The organism is Xanthomonas sp. DAR 80977 (genome assembly GCF_041240605.1).
GTDB lineage: Bacteria > Pseudomonadota > Gammaproteobacteria > Xanthomonadales > Xanthomonadaceae > Xanthomonas_A > Xanthomonas_A bundabergensis.
Genome location: NZ_CP162487.1, coordinates 4,334,590 through 4,351,287 on the forward strand (window position 1 = coordinate 4,334,590; position 16,698 = coordinate 4,351,287).

General features: G+C 68.5%; 12 protein-coding genes and 1 pseudogene. 4 read left to right on the forward strand and 9 right to left on the reverse strand.

Features of this window, described 5'->3' with window-relative positions; translation table 11 throughout:
• Positions 1–185: 185 nt before the first annotated feature.
• The gene (locus AB3X10_RS18455; protein WP_369976880.1) at positions 186–1,106 is read right to left on the reverse strand and encodes a M14 family metallopeptidase; all 921 of its coding nucleotides are present in this window, start codon (positions 1,104–1,106) and stop codon (positions 186–188) included.
• A 337-nt stretch (positions 1,107–1,443) separates the two neighbouring features.
• Here AB3X10_RS18455 and AB3X10_RS18460 point away from each other — a divergent pair, with 337 nt between their 5' ends.
• The 3 genes from AB3X10_RS18460 to AB3X10_RS18470 all read left to right on the forward strand — a co-directional run bounded on the left by AB3X10_RS18460 (position 1,444) and on the right by AB3X10_RS18470 (position 5,070).
• Positions 1,444–2,871: an alpha-amylase family protein gene (locus tag AB3X10_RS18460; RefSeq protein ID WP_369976881.1), complete on the forward strand. Its 1,428-nt coding sequence runs from the start codon at positions 1,444–1,446 to the stop codon at positions 2,869–2,871.
• Positions 2,872–3,040: 169 nt separating this feature from the next.
• A complete protein-coding gene (metF, locus tag AB3X10_RS18465) occupies positions 3,041–3,865 on the forward strand; it encodes a methylenetetrahydrofolate reductase [NAD(P)H] (protein WP_369976882.1) in 825 nt (274 codons plus the stop codon).
• A 563-nt stretch (positions 3,866–4,428) separates the two neighbouring features.
• Positions 4,429–5,070, forward strand: a complete 642-nt coding sequence (locus tag AB3X10_RS18470) for a DUF4124 domain-containing protein (protein ID WP_369976883.1) — start codon at positions 4,429–4,431, stop codon at positions 5,068–5,070.
• 224 nt (positions 5,071–5,294) lie between these two features.
• Here the strand turns inward: AB3X10_RS18470 and AB3X10_RS18475 are convergent, their stop codons facing one another.
• The 4 genes from AB3X10_RS18475 to AB3X10_RS18490 all read right to left on the reverse strand — a co-directional run bounded on the left by AB3X10_RS18475 (position 5,295) and on the right by AB3X10_RS18490 (position 11,162).
• Positions 5,295–6,257 (reverse strand): Nudix family hydrolase, encoded by a 963-nt coding sequence (locus tag AB3X10_RS18475; protein ID WP_369976884.1) that lies wholly within the window; start codon positions 6,255–6,257, stop codon positions 5,295–5,297.
• A 228-nt stretch (positions 6,258–6,485) separates the two neighbouring features.
• On the reverse strand, positions 6,486–6,860 hold the full coding sequence (locus tag AB3X10_RS18480) for a VOC family protein (RefSeq protein WP_369976885.1): 375 nt from the start codon (positions 6,858–6,860) through the stop codon (positions 6,486–6,488).
• Positions 6,861–7,312: 452 nt separating this feature from the next.
• Positions 7,313–10,051 (reverse strand): preprotein translocase subunit SecA, encoded by a 2,739-nt coding sequence (gene secA, locus AB3X10_RS18485; RefSeq protein WP_369976886.1) that lies wholly within the window; start codon positions 10,049–10,051, stop codon positions 7,313–7,315.
• 163 nt (positions 10,052–10,214) lie between these two features.
• Positions 10,215–11,162 carry a peptidoglycan DD-metalloendopeptidase family protein gene (locus AB3X10_RS18490; protein ID WP_369976887.1) on the reverse strand — a complete coding sequence of 316 codons (948 nt, stop codon included), beginning with the start codon at positions 11,160–11,162 and terminating at the stop codon, positions 10,215–10,217.
• 10 nt (positions 11,163–11,172) lie between these two features.
• Here AB3X10_RS18490 and AB3X10_RS18495 point away from each other — a divergent pair, with 10 nt between their 5' ends.
• Positions 11,173–11,649: a DciA family protein gene (locus AB3X10_RS18495; protein WP_369976888.1), complete on the forward strand. Its 477-nt coding sequence runs from the start codon at positions 11,173–11,175 to the stop codon at positions 11,647–11,649.
• A gap of 148 nt (positions 11,650–11,797) precedes the next feature.
• On the opposite strand, the gene lpxC is transcribed toward AB3X10_RS18495, so the two are convergent.
• The 4 genes and pseudogenes from lpxC to AB3X10_RS18515 form a co-directional block, all read right to left on the reverse strand.
• Positions 11,798–12,709 (reverse strand): UDP-3-O-acyl-N-acetylglucosamine deacetylase, encoded by a 912-nt coding sequence (lpxC, locus tag AB3X10_RS18500; protein ID WP_369976889.1) that lies wholly within the window; start codon positions 12,707–12,709, stop codon positions 11,798–11,800.
• A gap of 372 nt (positions 12,710–13,081) precedes the next feature.
• A complete protein-coding gene (gene ftsZ / locus AB3X10_RS18505) occupies positions 13,082–14,302 on the reverse strand; it encodes a cell division protein FtsZ (protein WP_369976890.1) in 1,221 nt (406 codons plus the stop codon).
• 297 nt (positions 14,303–14,599) lie between these two features.
• On the reverse strand, positions 14,600–15,835 hold the full coding sequence (ftsA, locus tag AB3X10_RS18510) for a cell division protein FtsA (protein ID WP_003465508.1): 1,236 nt from the start codon (positions 15,833–15,835) through the stop codon (positions 14,600–14,602).
• A 103-nt stretch (positions 15,836–15,938) separates the two neighbouring features.
• Positions 15,939–16,662 (reverse strand): annotated as a pseudogene (locus AB3X10_RS18515) (cell division protein FtsQ/DivIB); the annotation flags it as partial.
• Positions 16,663–16,698 lie beyond the last annotated feature (36 nt).

Here is a 16,698-nt window from a genome sequence, read left to right on the forward strand (position 1 = left end):
CGGGCAGAGGCGTTGATCCGACCAGGCCGCTGTTGCGCCCCGCCTTGTGCAGAAGGAGTTTCAACCCCGACGCCTTGCCAGCAAAGCGTCGGGGTTGAACCGCTTCCATAGGAAAGCCGGTGTGGCGCCGCGTGCAGCCATCGCGCAGACACGCAGCATGTCCCCTACTCCAGGTCCGGCATGTACTAGGGATGCGCCAACGCGTAGTCGATCGCCGCACGGATCGCCGCCACCTGCGCGGCATTGCATTGCTCCGGTGTGGCAATTGGGCTGTCGGGGTAGACCTCGGTGGTCGTGGTGTAGCGCGCGTCGCTGATGCCTGCGCACAACCCCAGTTTCTTCACCGGGTAGTTGATGACGCCGTGCGCCACCACCGGCGAGCCGATGATCTCGCCCTCGGCATCGGCGGGCGCGATATGGGTGATCTGCGCGACCGCGGCCACCACCGCCTGCTGGAACGCCGGCTGCGGATTCTCGCTGTCGCCGACCAGGTAGAACCCGTCGGGAATGCCACCGGGCTCGTAGGCGACGCCGTCGCGCGCGGCCAACGCCGGCCGGAACTCGGATTCGTCGCTGTCGGTGGTCTCGTGCAGGTCGATGTGCATCGCGATGCGCCCGCGCAGCGGCGCGACCAGCCGCAGCAGCGCGGCCGATTCCTGCGCCGGGCTGTCCTCGCGGAACGACCGGTTGGGATCGATGGCATCCGCATTCCAGCGATGGATGCGCTCGTAGGCCCACGGACTCACGCACGGCGCCACCAGCAGGTTGGCGCGGCCGGCGTACTCGGACGCGTGGCCTTCGGCGAACTGCAGCGCACCGTGCACGCCGCTGGTTTCATAGCCATGCACGCCGCCGGTCACCAGCATGCATGGCAGTGCGTCGTCCCACGCGCGGCTGCGCAACGCCAGCAGCGGATAATGCTCCCCGGCGCCATCCAGCACGCCGTAGTCGACGATCTCCAGCTGCCCGCGCATGCGTTCGATCGCCGCCACCACGTCCGCCTGATAACTGCGCTGGCGACGCTGCCGCGCCAGCCACGCCGCCTTTTCCGCTTGCCCCCAGGGGATGCCGGGCGTACCGATCGGATAGAAGGTATCGAGTGTCATCGTGCGAGTCCGCATGTGCAGGTGAGGCGGATGACTTTAGCACTGGGAAACGCCGTCTACCGCGACTACGCGAGCTCGCGGCCGCATCGGCATGCATGCCTCGCATGCGATGCGCTCGCGCGCCGCACAGCGCCGGCAGAACCGGATACCGATCCCGCTTTGCATCGTCCAATGCAATGAATACGTATGTAGCCCGCGCATGCTGCGCCGCGATGCGCGCTTAGCATCCACGCAGCGCGGCACGCCGTGTGCTGCGCGTCCGGAAGGGGGCCGGATTTCCCGACGCCACGCATCGCGCTCGGCATGCGCGGCGTCCCGACCGAAGGAGATCTGTGTGATGCGCGAACTGCCCGCCGCTGCAACCGCTCCAGTGCGCCCGCACCGCTGGCGCACGTTCCTCGTCGGCCTGCTGTTGACCCTGGCCACCGCCAGCGCCCAGGCCGATGTCATCCTGCACGCCTTCAATTGGCCCTACGCCACCGTGGAGGCGCGGGCGGCGCAGATCGCCGCGGCCGGCTATCACAAGGTGATGGTGGCGCCGGCCTATCGCTCGCAGGGAAGCGCGTGGTGGGCGCGCTACCAGCCGCAGGACATGCGCGTGATCGACAACCCGCTCGGCGACACCGAGGACTTCGCCAGCATGGTGCAGGCGCTGGCCGATGTCGGCGTGGAAACCTATGCCGACGTGGTGCTCAACCACATGGCCAACGAGGCGGCGACACGTCCGGACCTCAACTACCCCGGCAGCGCGGTGCTGTCGCAGTATGCCTCCGACCCGTCGCGCTACGCATCGCTGCGGCTGTTCGGCGACCTGTCGGTGAACTTCCTCGGCGCCGGCGACTTCGGTCCGGCGCAATGCATCACCGACTACAACGACGCCTACCAGGTGCGCACCTACCGCATCTGCGGCGGCGGCAGCGATCCCGGCCTGCCCGACCTGGTCGGCAACGACTGGGTGGTGCAGCAGGAGCGCAGCTATCTGCAGTCGCTGAAGGCGCTGGGCGTCACCGGCTTCCGCATCGACGCGGCCAAGCACATGACCTTCGACCATCTCAATCGCGTGCTCGACGCCGGCATCCGTTCCGGGGTGCACGTGTTCGGCGAGGTCATCACCGGCGGCGGCGCCGGCAACGCCGACTACGACCAGTTCCTGGCGCCCTATCTGCAGGCCACGCCGCATGCGGCCTACGATTTCCCGCTGTTCAACTCGATCCGCAACGCCTTCGCCTACGGCGGCAGCATGGACCTGCTGGTCGATCCTGGCGCCTACGGCCAGGCGCTGCCCGGCAGTCGCGCGGTGACCTTCGCCGTCACCCACGACATTCCCAACAACGCCGGCTTCCGCTACGCGATCCTCGACCCGGTCGACGAGACCCTGGCCTATGCGTATCTGCTCGGCCGCGACGGCGGCGTGCCGATGGTGTACTCGGACAACAACGAGAGCGGCGACAACCGCTGGGTGGACGCCTACCAGCGCGACGACCTCAAGCGCATGATCGGCTTCCACAACGCCGCGCAGGGCAGCGACATGCAGGTGCTGTCGCACGATGCCTGCCACCTGCTGTTCCGCCGCGGCGACCTGGGCATCGTCGGCATCAACAAGTGCGGCACCGCGGTCAACGCCACGGTGGCGATGAACGGCAGCGTGCTGCGCTGGAACGTGGACTACAGCGACGCGCTCGGCTCCGGCAACGTGGTGCGCATCTCCAGCGGCAGCTACACCTTCAGCCTGCCGCCGCGGCAGGCGCGGATGTGGAAGCGCTGATCCCGCGCGGACGGACCGCAGCAGGCGCCATGGCGTCCGTTGCGGCCTGGCCATCGCGGACAGCGCCCAGGCGGCGGCCAGGCGTGCAGCCGGGCAGGACGCCCATCAAGGTTTCGCATCCATCCGGATGAAGAGATATACTCCACGCATCACCTGACGCGCCGCGCCCATGACCGCCATCAGCTTCGAGTTCTATCCGCCCAAGACCGACGAGCAGCGGGCGCAGCTGGACCGCACCGCCGCACGCCTGAAGGCCTACGCGCCGGAGTACGTGTCGTGCACCTTCGGCGCCGGCGGCTCGACCCTGAGCTACACCTCCGAGACGGTGCGCCACCTCAAGCAGCATCATGGTTTCGAGGCGGCGCCGCACCTGTCGTGCGTCGGCGGCAGCCGCGAAGAGATCCGCGAATTGCTCAAGCTGTACCGCGCGATCGGCTGCCGGCGCCTGGTCGCGCTGCGCGGCGACCTGCCCTCGGGCATGGGCCATCCCGGCGACCTGCGCTACGCCGCCGACCTGATCGCCTTCATCCGCGCCGAGCACGGCGACGCCTTCCACCTGGAGGTCGGCGCCTATCCGGAAACGCATCCGCAGGCCAGCGACGCGCTGAGCGACCTGCGCCATTTCAAGGCCAAGGTCGACGCCGGCGCCGATGGCGCGATCACCCAGTACTTCTACAACGCCGACGCGTATTTCCATTTCGTGGATGCGGTGCGCAAGCTCGGCGTGCAGATCCCGATCGTGCCGGGGATCATGCCGATCTCCAATTTCAGCCAGCTGCGGCGTTTCTCCGAGCAATGCGGTGCGGAGATCCCGCGCTGGATCGGCAAGCGCATGCAGGCCTACGGCGACGATGCCGACGCCATCCGCGAGTTCGGCGCCGACCTGGTCGCGTCGCTGTGCGAACGCCTGATCGCCGGCGGCGCGCCGTCGCTGCACTTCTACACGCTCAACCTGGCCAAGCCCACCGTCGGCGTGCTGTCGCGCCTGGCGTGAGCGCGGTCCGCGCCCGGCCCGGCACGCGCGCCTGCGGTGCGACGTAAGCAACCATCGGCGAGGCGGAAGGCATCCCGATGCCGGACAGCATCGGGACTGATGGCCCGAGGCCACCCGAAGTTCCTTCCACAAAAAGCCTTGCCGCCTCGCCTCGCAGAAGTCCCCCCGCAAAATTCCCTGTAGGAGCGGCTTCAGCCGCGACGAGCGCAGCAGGATGCCTCTTGGTCCGGGACCCGGCCGGGGCCGAAGCCCCTCCTACAAGAGCACTGATCCTTCGCCTCGCAAAATCCCCTGTAAGAGCGGCTTCAGCTGCGACCAACGAAGCCGGAAACCTCTCGTCCCGGGAGCCGATCGGGGCTGAAGCCCCTCCTACGAGAGCCTCGGCGCCTCGCCTCAGCGAACAACCTGTGGGAGCGACTTCAGTCGCGACGAGCGAAGCAGCCAGGCACCCCGCCCGCGCGAAGGATCCGCATCGATGCCGATCCCGCAGTTAACCGCACCGCCGGTCTCGCCTTCACGCGTGGCAGCTTCCCAGACACCAGGCCTGCGGCTAGGCTGGGGCGATGCGCGCGCCTTCGTCGATGCTCCTGTTGCTCTGCCTGTGCGCCGCGCCCGCAGCTGCGCAAAAGGTCAACCGCTGCACCGGCGCCGACGGCGCCACGGTGTTCAGCGATCGCCGCTGCGAGGACCTGGGCGCGATCGACCGGCTGCCGCCACGCGCCGCGCCCAGTGCGGCCAGCGAGGGCGCCAGCGGCCTGTACCGGCCGCAGTGCGTGCGCCGGCTCAGCGAACTGGCGCAGCAGATCCGCACCGCGGTGGACGCGCGCGACGTCAATCGCCTGTCCACGCTGTATTGGTGGAACGGCGTCTCGGACGACGCGGCGCGGCGCATCCTCGACCGCCTGGACGCGATCGTCCAGCGGCCGCTGGTCGCGATCGTGCCGGTGACGCCGGAGCCGGCGTCTTACCCGCCAGCCGTACCCGCCGCGGCCGACGCCTTGGCCACTGCGGAGCAACGCACCTCCAGCACCACGCCTGCGACAGCGCAGGCATCGACCGAGGCCCCGCTCGGCGACAGCGCTACGCCGCCGCGCGCACGCGCGACCGGCTTGCGCCTGGAGCAGACCTTCGGCGGCAGCGCGACACCGACCTCGACCGTGCTGGGCCTGCGCCGGCAGTACAACTGCTTCTGGATCAGTTTCTAGCGCGTTTCCGACTCGGCGCTTTGCAGCCGGCCGGGCGTCGTAGGGGCGAAGTCAGTCGCGGCGGGCCGCGTCGGCAAGGCCGGTCGCGACTGAAGTCGCTCCCACACCTGCGGCATCTCGATCGGAACATGTTCTGCGCTGCGCGCCGCGCGCCGCGTCGCCAACACCCTCACGTCGCGCAACGGGCCGCGATCGACGGCGTCGCGCGACGCCGCGCAGTCCGCTCAGGCAGCGTCCACGTCCACCGGCCACAGGCCGCGGATCGCGGCGATGCCCTGGCCGCCATGGCGGCGCGCTTCGGCCACCTGCGCCGGCAGCAGGCCGCCGATCGGGTACAGCGGCAGCGCCACTTCCTCGCGCAGGCGCTCGAACGCGTCCCAGCCCAGCGTCGCCGCGCCGGGATGGCTGGCGGTGGCCGCCAGCGGGCCGACCACGGCGAAGTCGCAGCCGATCCGCTGCGCCGCCTGCAGCTCCTCCAGGCGATGGCAGGACGCGGCGACGCATTGCCCCGGCGGCAGCGGGCGCGCGTCGAACTGCGCAAGTTGCTCCGACCCCAGATGCACGCCGATGCCCAGTTCCTGCGCCAGGGCCAGATCGCGGTTGACCAGCACCTGCGCGCCACGCGCCGCGCACAGCACCGCCGCGGCCCGCGCCAGCGGCTGCCAGCTGGCGGCCGGCAGGCTGCGCGCGCGCAACTGCACGCGTTGCACGCCGCCTTGCAGCGCGCGCTCCAGCGCCGCCAGCCAGCGCTCGGGCTCGACCGGCTCCGGCGTGACCAGATAGCGATCGGGCTGGCGCAGCATCGCCACCACCGGCTGGTCGGCCGGCGGCATCGCGTAACGCCCCAGCTTGTCCGGCGTCACCCAGGTCAGCGCCTGGCCTTCGCGGCCGCGCGCGGTGCCCTTCCACGACAGCACCTGGCGCATCTCCAGACGCAGCCGCTTGTCCGGATAGCGCTGCGGCACTTCCATCAGCTGCGCGCCGACCGTCGCCTCGATGCCCAGTTCCTCCTGCAGCTCGCGCACCAGGGCCTGCTCGGACGTCTCGCCAGGCTCGCGCTTGCCGCCGGGGAATTCCCACAGACCGGCGAGATCGCGGCCCTCGGTACGCCGGGTCAGCAGGATACGGCCGCGGGCATCGGTGATGACCCCGGCGACGACATGGATGGATCTGAGCGGTTCGGACATGACGCAAGCTTGCCGTCTTCGGCGGTGCCAACGCAATGAACTCGCTTCACATCGTCGCCGATCCGCGTGTCATCGCAACGCTCCGCGTGCGTTCGGCCAGCCTGCGGCGCGGTGGCCGGGGACGACGCGGCGACGACGCCGTCACCGGCCGCATGGCGCCATGCAAATGGACTCTTCACGCATGGCGGCGCCGGCGGCATCAACGCGGCCTGGATGCTGGCACTTCGCTCACTCCGGCAACTCGTGCCCGATCCGCCACAGCACCCCGCCCGGATCGTGCAGGGTGAAGTCGCGCATGCCCCACGGCCGGTCCTCCGGCACGCCGACGCGCGCGCCGTAACGGCCGGCCAGGTCGGCCGCCTCGAACCGCCGCCACCACGCATCCGCGTCCATCACCGCCAGGTGCAGCATCAGGTTGTGCGCCAGCCCCTGCTCGTAGAAATCCTGCAGCAGGAACGCACAGTGCTCGCCATGGCGGAAACAGACGAGTCCGTCGCCAAGCGGCTCCGGCACGAATCCCACCTCGCGATAGAAGTCCACGGACAGCGCAAAGTCGCGCGCCGGCACGAACACCTTCAATTCGAGACTGGGGGAAGGCTCCACGGCAAGCATCCGACGGCAAGGGCGACACCGGGCACCCTACCCGCAGAACGCACGACATGCCATACAGGCAAGCCCGCCCCAAGCCTCCCCCAAAAACAAAACGCCCCGCACAAAGCAGGGCTGTAGATCAAGGGTTTGACCAATCACCGCACCCCGTCTGCAGCAAAAGCCTAGCCTCTCTCCCGTCGGGAGAGGGGTTGGGGTGAGGGTCCGGCGCGAAGCGCCTCGCGGAGTTTGGATGCAAGAGGCTGCGCCATCCCCTCATCCGCCCTGCGGGGCACCTTCCCCCGAAAAGGGGGCCATGGTCCGAGGGGAGAAGGAACACCCTTAATAAAGGGGCGCGCCGATAGGCACGAGGTTTTGGGAGCGGTGAGCCGGGGCCCGCACTTCGCGCAGCGAAGTGTGGGGCTGTTGCGCGATCGCGCAACAGCGCTCAGCAACAGCGCTCGCCCTCAGCTCAACTGCCCATGGCAATGCTTGTACTTCTTGCCGCTGCCGCACGGGCACGGATCGTTGCGGCCGACCTTGGGCGCCTCGCGGGTGACCTGCGCCACCTGCGGCGGGTTGGCGCCCAGCGCCAGCTGCTCGGCTTCCTCGTCGGCGCTGTAGCCGCCGGCGTCCTGGTGCTGGAACTGCGCCTGGCGCAGCTGCGCCTCCATCTGCTGCCGTTCCTGCGCCTCCAGCGCCGCCACTTCCTCCTCGCTGCGGATGCGCACGCGCGCCAGCAAGGTCACCACCTCGCGCTTGGCGTGCTCGAGCATCTCCGAGAACAGCTCGAAGGCTTCCTTCTTGTATTCCTGCTTGGGCTGCTTCTGCGCATAGCCGCGCAGGTGGATGCCCTGGCGCAGGTAGTCCATGCGCGCCAGATGCTCCTTCCAGCTCTGGTCGAGCACGGTCAGCATCACGTGCTTCTCCAGCGCGCGCATGGTCTCGCCGCCGACCGCGGTCTCCTTCTCCTGGAAGTGGCGATCGACTTCCTCGCGCACCTTCTCGGCGATGCCGGCCGCATCCAGTTCCTCGTGGCGCTTGACCAGGTCGGTCAGCGACAGCGGCAGGCCCAGGTCGCTGGCCAGGGTCGCTTCCAGGCCCGGCAAGTCCCACTGTTCGTCGACCGAATTCGGCGGCACGAAGCGCGCCACCAGGTCGTAGATCACGTCGTCGCGGATGCCGTCGACGTTGTCCTTGACCGACTCGGCGTCGAGCAGCTCGTCGCGCTGCGCGTAGATCACCTTGCGCTGGTCGTTGTTGACGTCGTCGAAGTCGAGCAGGTTCTTGCGGATGTCGAAGTTGTGCGCCTCGACCTTGCGCTGCGCCTTCTCGATCTGGCGACTGACCATCTTGTCCTCGATGACGTCGTCTTCCTTCATGCCCATCATCCGCATCGCCTTCTGCACCCAGTCGGACGCGAAGATGCGCATCAGGTTGTCTTCCAGCGACAGGTAGAAGCGCGAGGAACCCGGATCGCCCTGGCGGCCGGAGCGGCCGCGCAGCTGGTTGTCGATACGCCGCGACTCGTGGCGCTCGGTGCCGATGATGTGCAGGCCGCCGGCGGCCTTGACCGCGTCGTGGCGCTCCTGCCAGGCCGCCTTCAGGCGTGCGCGCTCGGCCTCGCTCAGGTCTTCGCCCAGCGCGTGCAGCTCCGCTTCCAGCGAGCCGCCGAGCACGATGTCGGTACCGCGGCCGGCCATGTTGGTGGCGATGGTCACCGCGCCCGGCTGGCCGGCGTTGGCGACGATCTGCGCCTCGCGCTCGTGCTGCTTGGCGTTGAGCACCTCGTGCTTGACCCCGGCCTTGCGCAGGTGCTCGGACAGCATCTCCGAGGTCTCGATCGAGGTGGTGCCGACCAGCACCGGCTGGCCGCGCTTGGCGCAGTCCTCGATGTCGGCGAGCACCGCGTTGAACTTGCCCTGGCGGTTGAGGAACACCTGGTCCGGCCAGTCCTTGCGGATGGTCGGGCGGTTGGTCGGGATCACCACCACTTCCAGGTTGTAGATGCTCTGGAATTCGTAGGCTTCGGTGTCGGCCGTACCGGTCATGCCGGACAGCTTCTTGTACATGCGGAACAGGTTCTGGAAGGTGATGCTGGCCAGCGTCTGGTTCTCGCGCTGCACCGGCACGCCTTCCTTCGCCTCCACCGCCTGGTGCAGGCCGTCGGACCAGCGCCGGCCCGGCAGGGTGCGGCCGGTGAACTCGTCGACGATGACCACTTCGCCGTCGCGCACGATGTAGTCCACGTCGCGCTGGTAGATCGCATGCGCGCGCAGCGCGGCGTTGAGGTGGTGCACCACGCTGAGGTTCTGCGCGCCGTACAGGCGGTCCTCGTCGTTGGTCAGGATCCCGGCCGCGCGCAGCAGTTCCTCGGCATGCTCCATGCCGGCCTCGGACAGGTGCACCTGCTTGCCCTTCTCGTCGACCCAGAAGTCGCCCTCGCCTTCCTCGGACTCCTGCTTGCTCAGCTGCGGCACGATGCGGTTGACGCGGATGTACAGCTCCGGCGAATCGTCGGCCGGGCCGGAGATGATCAGCGGGGTGCGCGCCTCGTCGATCAGGATCGAGTCGACCTCGTCGACGATGGCGTAGTTCAGGCCGCGCTGGTAGCGGTCGGCCTTGGACAGCGCCATGTTGTCGCGCAGGTAGTCGAAGCCGAATTCGTTGTTGGTGCCGTAGGTGATGTCGGCGGCGTAGGCGGCGTGCTTGTCGCTGTGCGGCATGCCCGGATAGACCACGCCCACGCTCAGCCCCAGCCAGTTGTACAGCTTGCCCATCTGCGCGGCATCGCGGCGCGCCAGGTAGTCGTTGACGGTGACCACGTGCACGCCCTTGTCTTCCAGCGCGTTGAGGTACACCGGCAGCGTCGCCACCAGGGTCTTGCCTTCGCCGGTGCGCATTTCCGCGATCTTGCCCAGGTGCAGGACCATGCCGCCGATCAGCTGCACGTCGTAGTGGCGCATGCCGAGCACGCGGCGGCTGGCCTCGCGGCAGACCGCGAACGCTTCCGGCAGCACCTTGTCCAGGCTCTCGCCGCCGGCGATGCGCCCGCGCAGTTCCGGGGTCTTGGCCTGCAGCTGCGCGTCGGAGAGCTGCTCCATCTCCGGTTCCAGCGCATTGACCTTGGCGACGATACGGTGGAGCTGACGCAGCTGGCGTTCGTTGCGACTACCGAAAACGCGAGTAAGCAGACTGTTGATCATTGAAGGAACCGGTTGGAAAGGAACGCCCGTACGGCCCAATCCCCCAGGGAATCGGCGGGCCGCAAACGAAACAGGGCGCGAGGCGCCCTGTCGTGGCAAAGCGTATTGTAGCTTGGGGCGGCCTCCGGCGATTCAAGCGCCGGCAACGCCGCCCCAGCGCCGCTCAGCCGCGGCCGCGGCGGCCCACCGGGGTGGCGCCATCGCCGAGGAACTTGGCCGGATTCATCACCACGCCATCCTTCCATACCTCGAAATGCACGTGGGCGCCGGTGGAACGGCCGGTGGAGCCGGCCTTGGCCACTTCCTGGCCGACCCGCACCAGATCGCCGACCTTCACCGACAAGCGCGAATTGTGCGCGTAGCGGGTGACATAGCCGTTGCCGTGATCGACCTCGACCACGTTGCCGTAGCCGCCGCGCACGCCCGAGTAGCTGACCACGCCATCGGCCACGGCCAGCACCGAGTCGCCGACATTGGCATGGAAGTCGATGCCCTTGTGGTTGCCGGCGCCGCCGCCGAACGGATCGGCGCGGCCGCCGAAGCCGGAGGTGATGTAGCTGTTGCGGATCGGCATCCGCGACGGCACCGCGTTCTGGTCGAGCTGGTGGTCGAACAGCAGCGATTCGAGCACCGACAGCTGCTGGCCGGAGGTGGCGAACTGCTGCTGCAGCCCGTCCAGTTCCTTGCCCAGCTGCGGCGCCGGCATGTCCTGGCTGACCTCGTCGTCGCCGCCACCGACGCCGACCGGCTGGTCGAAGTCGAATTCGCCGTCCTGCAGCTTGCCCATGCGGGTCAGGCGTTCGCCGAGCGCGTTCAGCCGGGTGGCCTGCGCCTGCAGCTCGCCCAGCCGCGCGGCCAGCGCGTTGACCTGGGTCTGCGCGTCGCGGCGCACCTGCGCCAGCTCCGCATCCTGCTTCTGCACCTTGGCCCGCAACTGCGCCGAGCCGACCAGGCCGGTCGCGGCGCTGACGCCGATGCCGAGTACCATGCCCACGCCGAGGACGGCGCCCAGCACGGCCAGGGGACGCCGGTCCGCGAACTCGCGGAATCGCCACGGCAAGTCCTTGATCCCCTTTTCACGCGAATTGATTACGATCTTCTTAAACGCCATATGAGTTTTCATGTCTAAGCGAAAGTCCGGCGAGGGCCATACCACCGCGCCGATGCCGGCGTTGGACGCCGCATTGGCGGACAAGGTGGGCGACCCGTTGCGGCGTGCCTTGTGGCTCGACGCGCTGGACCGACAACTGCGCCCCCATCTGCCGCCGAATCTGGCGTCCCGTTGCCGGTTGGCCAATGTGAACGGCGAACAGCTCGTTTTTCTCGTTGACTCTCCGGTCTGGCACGCCCGGGTCAGGCTCGCCGAGGCCGATATCCTCGTTGCGGCCCGGTCCCTCGGGCTGAAGGCCACCAGGGTGACCGTCAAGATTGCGACTGCACCTGCGCATTCCCCAATGCAACAGGCAAGAAGCACGCCAGCACCGGTTTCCGCAGCGACACACAAGGGATTGCGCGACGCGCTGGCATCCCTGCAGGACGTCGACTCCACGACATCCAAAGGCCCCGCGGCGTCCGGCCGCGGCGGTCTGCGTACGTAGACACGCACGTCACGACCCGACGCATCCTAGCGGGCGCCGGCGTCGAGGTCGTTATCGATTCGTTAAATAGAAGTTAAGTGGCGCCAAAAGCGCGACGGATCGCCCATTCCGTGATCCGAAACCGCCCCCGGCCGAGGGGCGGGAAACTTTAGGCGTAAGCCACGGCCCCGTAGGCCACGGGCGCCGGCACGGCCTTGGAATCGAAGCTGACCCACTCCCACGCGGCCTGCTCGGCGAGCAGGGCACGGACCAGCTTGTTGTTCAGCGCATGGCCGGATTTGTAGCCTTCGTAGGCGCCCAGGATGGCGCCGCCGGCGAGGTACAGGTCGCCGATCGCATCGAGGATCTTGTGCCGCACGAACTCGTCGGCGTAGCGCAGGCCGTCGTCGTTGAGCACGCGGAACTCGTCGAGCACGATGGCGTTGTCCATCGACCCGCCCAGGCCCAGGTTGCGCTCGCGCATGTACTCCAGGTCGCGCATGAAGCCGAAGGTGCGCGCGCGGGAGATTTCCTTGATGTAGGCCATGGTCGAGAACTCGATCTCCTGGCGCGACTGCTTGGCCGGGATCATCGGGTGGTCGAACTGGATGGTGAAGCCCAGCTTGTAGCCGTCGTACGGCTCGAAGCGGGCGATCTTGTCGCCGTCGCGCACTTCCACCGGACGCTTGATGCGGATGAAGCGCTTGGGCTTGCCCTGCTCGACGATGCCTGCGGACTGCAGCAGGAACACGAACGGGCCGGACGAACCGTCCATGATCGGCAGCTCGGCCGAGGACAGCTCGACGATGGCGTTGTCCACGCCGAGGCCGGCCATCGCCGACATCAGGTGTTCCACCGTCTGGATCTTGGCCTCGCCGCGGCTGAGCCCGGTGCACAGCGTGGTCTCGGTGACCAGCTCGGCGTCGGCCGGCACTTCCACCGCCGGTTCCAGGTCCACGCGCCGGAACACGATGCCGTGGTCGGCGGGCGCCGGACGCAGCGTCATGTACACCTTGTCGCCGCTATGCAGGCCCACGCCGGTGGCGCGGATCGTGTTCTTGAGAGTGCGTTGCTGGGTCATGGGAGACAGTTTGGGAACGTCCGCTCAGACGGGAACTGAACGGAATCGAGAATATCACGCGTTTAGCCAAATTTTAACAATACGGTCACAGCATCCTATTTCCGCAACACTGGCCACAGCCGGCGTCGCGGTCGCAAAAACCTGCCGGGTCGAGGCGACCCGGCAGCAAAGGACACGGCGCGCCGCTCGGGCGGACAATCCCGATCGGCGGTGTTGCGGCCGGCGCAGGGCCGGCCTGGCGCGGTCAGTCGGCCTGGCGGCGCAGGGCGGGCAGCGCGCTTGCGAAGCACTGCTTCGCACGCCGACCCGCGCCTGGCCAGGGATGGCCAGGCTGGGCCGTCCGCCAGCCGGTCTGTCGCGCCAGGGACGGCATCAGTCGGCCTGGCGGCGCAGGAACGCAGGAATGTCCAGGTAGTCGTTCGGCAGGTCGGCCGCCGCCGGTGCCGGCGCGGACACGCCCATCGCATCGCTGCTCGGACGCCGCAGGCCCAGGCCCATCGCGCCGCCGACCGCCTTGGACACGGCGTCGCCGCCATGCTCGAAGTCGCCGAATTCCGGCTGCCCGGTGGTGGCGTTGCGCACCAGCTTGATCGGCGCGCGCTGCTCCGGACGCTGGGTCTGGCGCGACACGGCGCGGTTCAGGCCGGTGGCGACCACGGTCACGCGCACTTCGTCCTGCATATCCGGGTCGAGCACGGTGCCGACCACGACGGTCGCGTCTTCCGAGGCGAAGCCTTCGATGGTGCGGCCGATCTCGTCGAACTCGGCCATGGTGAAGTCCGGACCGGCGGTGATGTTGACCAGGATGCCGTTGGCGCCGGCCAGGTTGACGTCGTCCAGCAGCGGGTTCTGGATCGCCGCTTCGGCCGCGGCCTGCGCGCGGTCGTCGCCGCGGGCCGAGCCGGTGCCCATCATCGCCAGGCCCATTTCCGACATCACGGTGCGCACGTCGGCGAAGTCGACGTTGATCAGGCCCGGACGCACGATCAGGTCGGCGATGCCCTGCACCGCGCCCTGCAGCACGTCGTTGGCGGCGCGGAACGCCTGGATCATGGTGGCGTTGCGGCCGAGCACGGTGATCAGCTTCTCGTTGGGGATGGTGATCAGCGAGTCGCAATGCTGGCTCAGTTCCTCGATGCCCTTCAGCGCGACCTGCATGCGCCGGCGGCCTTCGAACGGGAACGGCTTGGTGACCACGGCCACGGTCAGGATGCCCATCTCCTTGGCCAGCTGCGCGACCACGGGGGCGGCGCCGGTGCCGGTGCCGCCGCCCATGCCGGCGGTGATGAACACCATGTCCGCGCCCTGCAGCGCGTCCATGATGCGTTCGCGATCTTCCAGCGCGGCCTGGCGGCCCACTTCCGGGTTCGCGCCGGCGCCCAGGCCCTTGGTGACGTTGGTGCCGAGCTGCAGCTGCAGCTTGGCGCCGCAGTTCTTGATCGCCTGCGAGTCGGTGTTGGCGGTGATGAACTCCACGCCGTCCACGCTGCTGCTGACCATGTGCGCGACCGCGTTGCCGCCGCCGCCGCCCACGCCGACCACCTTGATTACCGCGTTGGGTGCCATCTTTTCAATCAGTTCGAAATGCGCCATGTCCGTGTCCTCTTTGAGCCGGGATTCGGGATTGGGGAGTGGGGATTCGGAACAGCTCCGATCCTCGTTCCCGCCTCTCCGTCCGGCGAGTGTTGTTGTTTGGAAGCCGGGATTGGGGATTCGGGATTGGGGATTCGCAAATGCGCGATCGCCGATACCGTTTCCCGCTCCGCGGCGGAATCACCACAAAAAAAACCTGTCGCCTACCCTCTCTCCGCTCTCCGCTTTGTTGCTTTTGCTTTTGCTATTGCTCTTACGAATCCCAAATCCCAAATCCCGAATCCCGAATCCCAGCCCTCAGAACTCTCCGCGATACCAATTCTTCAATTTCTTGAACAGGCTGCCGGCGCGCCCGGTGGGCAGCGACGGGCGCCGCGGGTGTTCGATCTGGCTGCCCATCAGCAGCAGGCCCACGCCGGTGGCGTGCACCGGGTTGCCGACCACTTCGCCCAGGCCGGTGACGTGCTGCGGGATGCCCACGCGCACCGGCATCTGCACCATTTCCTCGGCCAGCTCGACCACGCCTTCCATCTTCGAGGCGCCGCCGGTCAGCACCATGCCGGCGCGCACCAGTTCCTCGAAGCCTGAGCGGCGCAGTTCGGCCTGCACCATCTCGAAGATCTCCTCGTAGCGGCCCTGCACCGCCTGCGCCAGCGAATGGCGCGGCATGCGCCGCGGCGGGCGGTCGCCGACGCTCGGCACCTGGATGCTTTCCTCGGCGGTGGCCAGCTGCGCCAGCGCGCAGGCGTAGCGCACCTTGATCTGCTCGGCTTCCGGGGTGGGCGTGCGCAGCATGTGCGCGATGTCGTTGGTGACGTGGTCGCCGGCGATCGGCAGCGAGGCGGTGTGGCAGATCGCGCCCTGCACGAACACCGCCAGGTCGGTGGTGCCGGCGCCCATGTCGACCAGCACCACGCCCAGCTCGCGCTCGTCGGCGGTCAGCACCGCCACCGAGGACGCCAGCGAGGACAGGATCAGGTCGTCCACCTGCAGGCCGCAGCGCTGCACGCACTTGCTGATGTTGGCCGCGGCCGACTGCGCGCACACCACCAGGTGCGCGTGCACCTCCAGGCGCACGCCGGTCATGCCGACCGGATTGCGGATGCCTTCCTGCGAATCGTCGAGCACGTACTCGCGCGGGATCGCGTGCAGGATGCGCTGGTCGGCCGGGATCGCCACCGCCTTGGCCGCTTCCAGCACCCGGTCCAGGTCGTTCCAGGTGACCTCGCCGTCGCGGATCGGCACGATGCCGGGCGAATTCTTGCACTGCACGTGGTTGCCGGAGATCGACGCGTACACCGAGCGGATCTCGCAGCCGGCCATCAGCTCCGCCTCCTCGACCGCGCGCTGGATCGACTGCACGGTGGATTCGATGTCCACCACCACGCCGCGCTTGAGCCCGCGCGATTCGTGCGAACCGATGCCGATCACCTCGATCGGGTTGCCGGGCGAATACTCGCCGACCAGCGCGACGACCTTGGAGGTGCCGATGTCCAGTCCAACGATGAGGGATTTGTCGCCTTTGCGGTTCATGTCTTGGAGCCGGGATTTGAGATTCGGGATTGGAGATTGGTGAAGGCAGGATGGCTTGGGATGCGGGGCACGTCGGCTGAAGCGGAGCGTTGCGAAGCCGGTTTCTTTCCCGATCCCGAATCCCGAATCTCCAATGCCTGCCTTTCGACCGTGAACCCATTGGTGTAGCGCAGGTCGGCGCGGGCGATCGGCGCCTGTTCCGGGGTGGCCAGTTGCGGCAGCACGCGGGCGAAGCGGGCCAGGCGGGCGCGGGCGTCGTCGCGGCCGACCACGACCTGCACGCCGTCGCCCAGTTGCAGTGACCAGCTGCCGCGCGCGTCCATCGCCACGCCGTTGACCTGCAGCCCGGCCGGCGCGAACAGCGCGCGCGATTCGTTGTACAGCGCGACCACGTCCTGCGCCTTGGCATCCGGCCCGGCCAGCTGCGGCAGCGCCATGCCGCGCAGCTCGCTCGGCAGCGCGAAGATGCGGCCCTGCTCGGACAGCATGCGGTCGGCGCCCCAGCGCGCGAACGGGCGGTGCTCGGTGACGCGCACTTCCAGCACGTCCGGCCAGCGCTTGCGCACGCGCGCGCTCTCCACCCACGGCAGGCGCTCGATCGCGTCCTGCGCGTCCTGCAGGCGCACCGCGAAGAAACCGCGGCGCGCGTACGGCAGCACCACCTGGCGCAGCTGCTCGGCCGGCACGCGCTTGAAATCGCCGCTGACCTGCAGCCGGCTCAGCGGCCAGCGCTCGGCGCCGACCCAGCCGTTGAGCACCGCCACCACCGGCAGCGCGACCAGCGCCAGCGCCAGCAACCAGGCGAGGATGCGCAGCAGGGCGCTCATGCGGCACTCCGTGCCGCGGGATTCGGGATTCGGCAT

What these genes read in the sequence shown, in the direction of transcription:
- AB3X10_RS18455 (WP_369976880.1), bottom strand. Translation starts at nt 1,106, where the DNA reads ATGACACTCGATACCTTCTATCCGATCGGTACGCCCGGCATCCCCTGG.
- AB3X10_RS18460 (WP_369976881.1), top strand. Translation starts at nt 1,444, where the DNA reads ATGCGCGAACTGCCCGCCGCTGCAACCGCTCCAGTGCGCCCGCACCGC.
- metF (WP_369976882.1), top strand. Translation starts at nt 3,041, where the DNA reads ATGACCGCCATCAGCTTCGAGTTCTATCCGCCCAAGACCGACGAGCAG.
- AB3X10_RS18470 (WP_369976883.1), top strand. Translation starts at nt 4,429, where the DNA reads ATGCGCGCGCCTTCGTCGATGCTCCTGTTGCTCTGCCTGTGCGCCGCG.
- AB3X10_RS18475 (WP_369976884.1), bottom strand. Translation starts at nt 6,257, where the DNA reads ATGTCCGAACCGCTCAGATCCATCCATGTCGTCGCCGGGGTCATCACC.
- secA (WP_369976886.1), bottom strand. Translation starts at nt 10,051, where the DNA reads ATGATCAACAGTCTGCTTACTCGCGTTTTCGGTAGTCGCAACGAACGC.
- AB3X10_RS18490 (WP_369976887.1), bottom strand. Translation starts at nt 11,162, where the DNA reads ATGGCGTTTAAGAAGATCGTAATCAATTCGCGTGAAAAGGGGATCAAG.
- AB3X10_RS18495 (WP_369976888.1), top strand. Translation starts at nt 11,173, where the DNA reads ATGTCTAAGCGAAAGTCCGGCGAGGGCCATACCACCGCGCCGATGCCG.
- lpxC (WP_369976889.1), bottom strand. Translation starts at nt 12,709, where the DNA reads ATGACCCAGCAACGCACTCTCAAGAACACGATCCGCGCCACCGGCGTG.
- ftsZ (WP_369976890.1), bottom strand. Translation starts at nt 14,302, where the DNA reads ATGGCGCATTTCGAACTGATTGAAAAGATGGCACCCAACGCGGTAATC.
- ftsA (WP_003465508.1), bottom strand. Translation starts at nt 15,835, where the DNA reads ATGAACCGCAAAGGCGACAAATCCCTCATCGTTGGACTGGACATCGGC.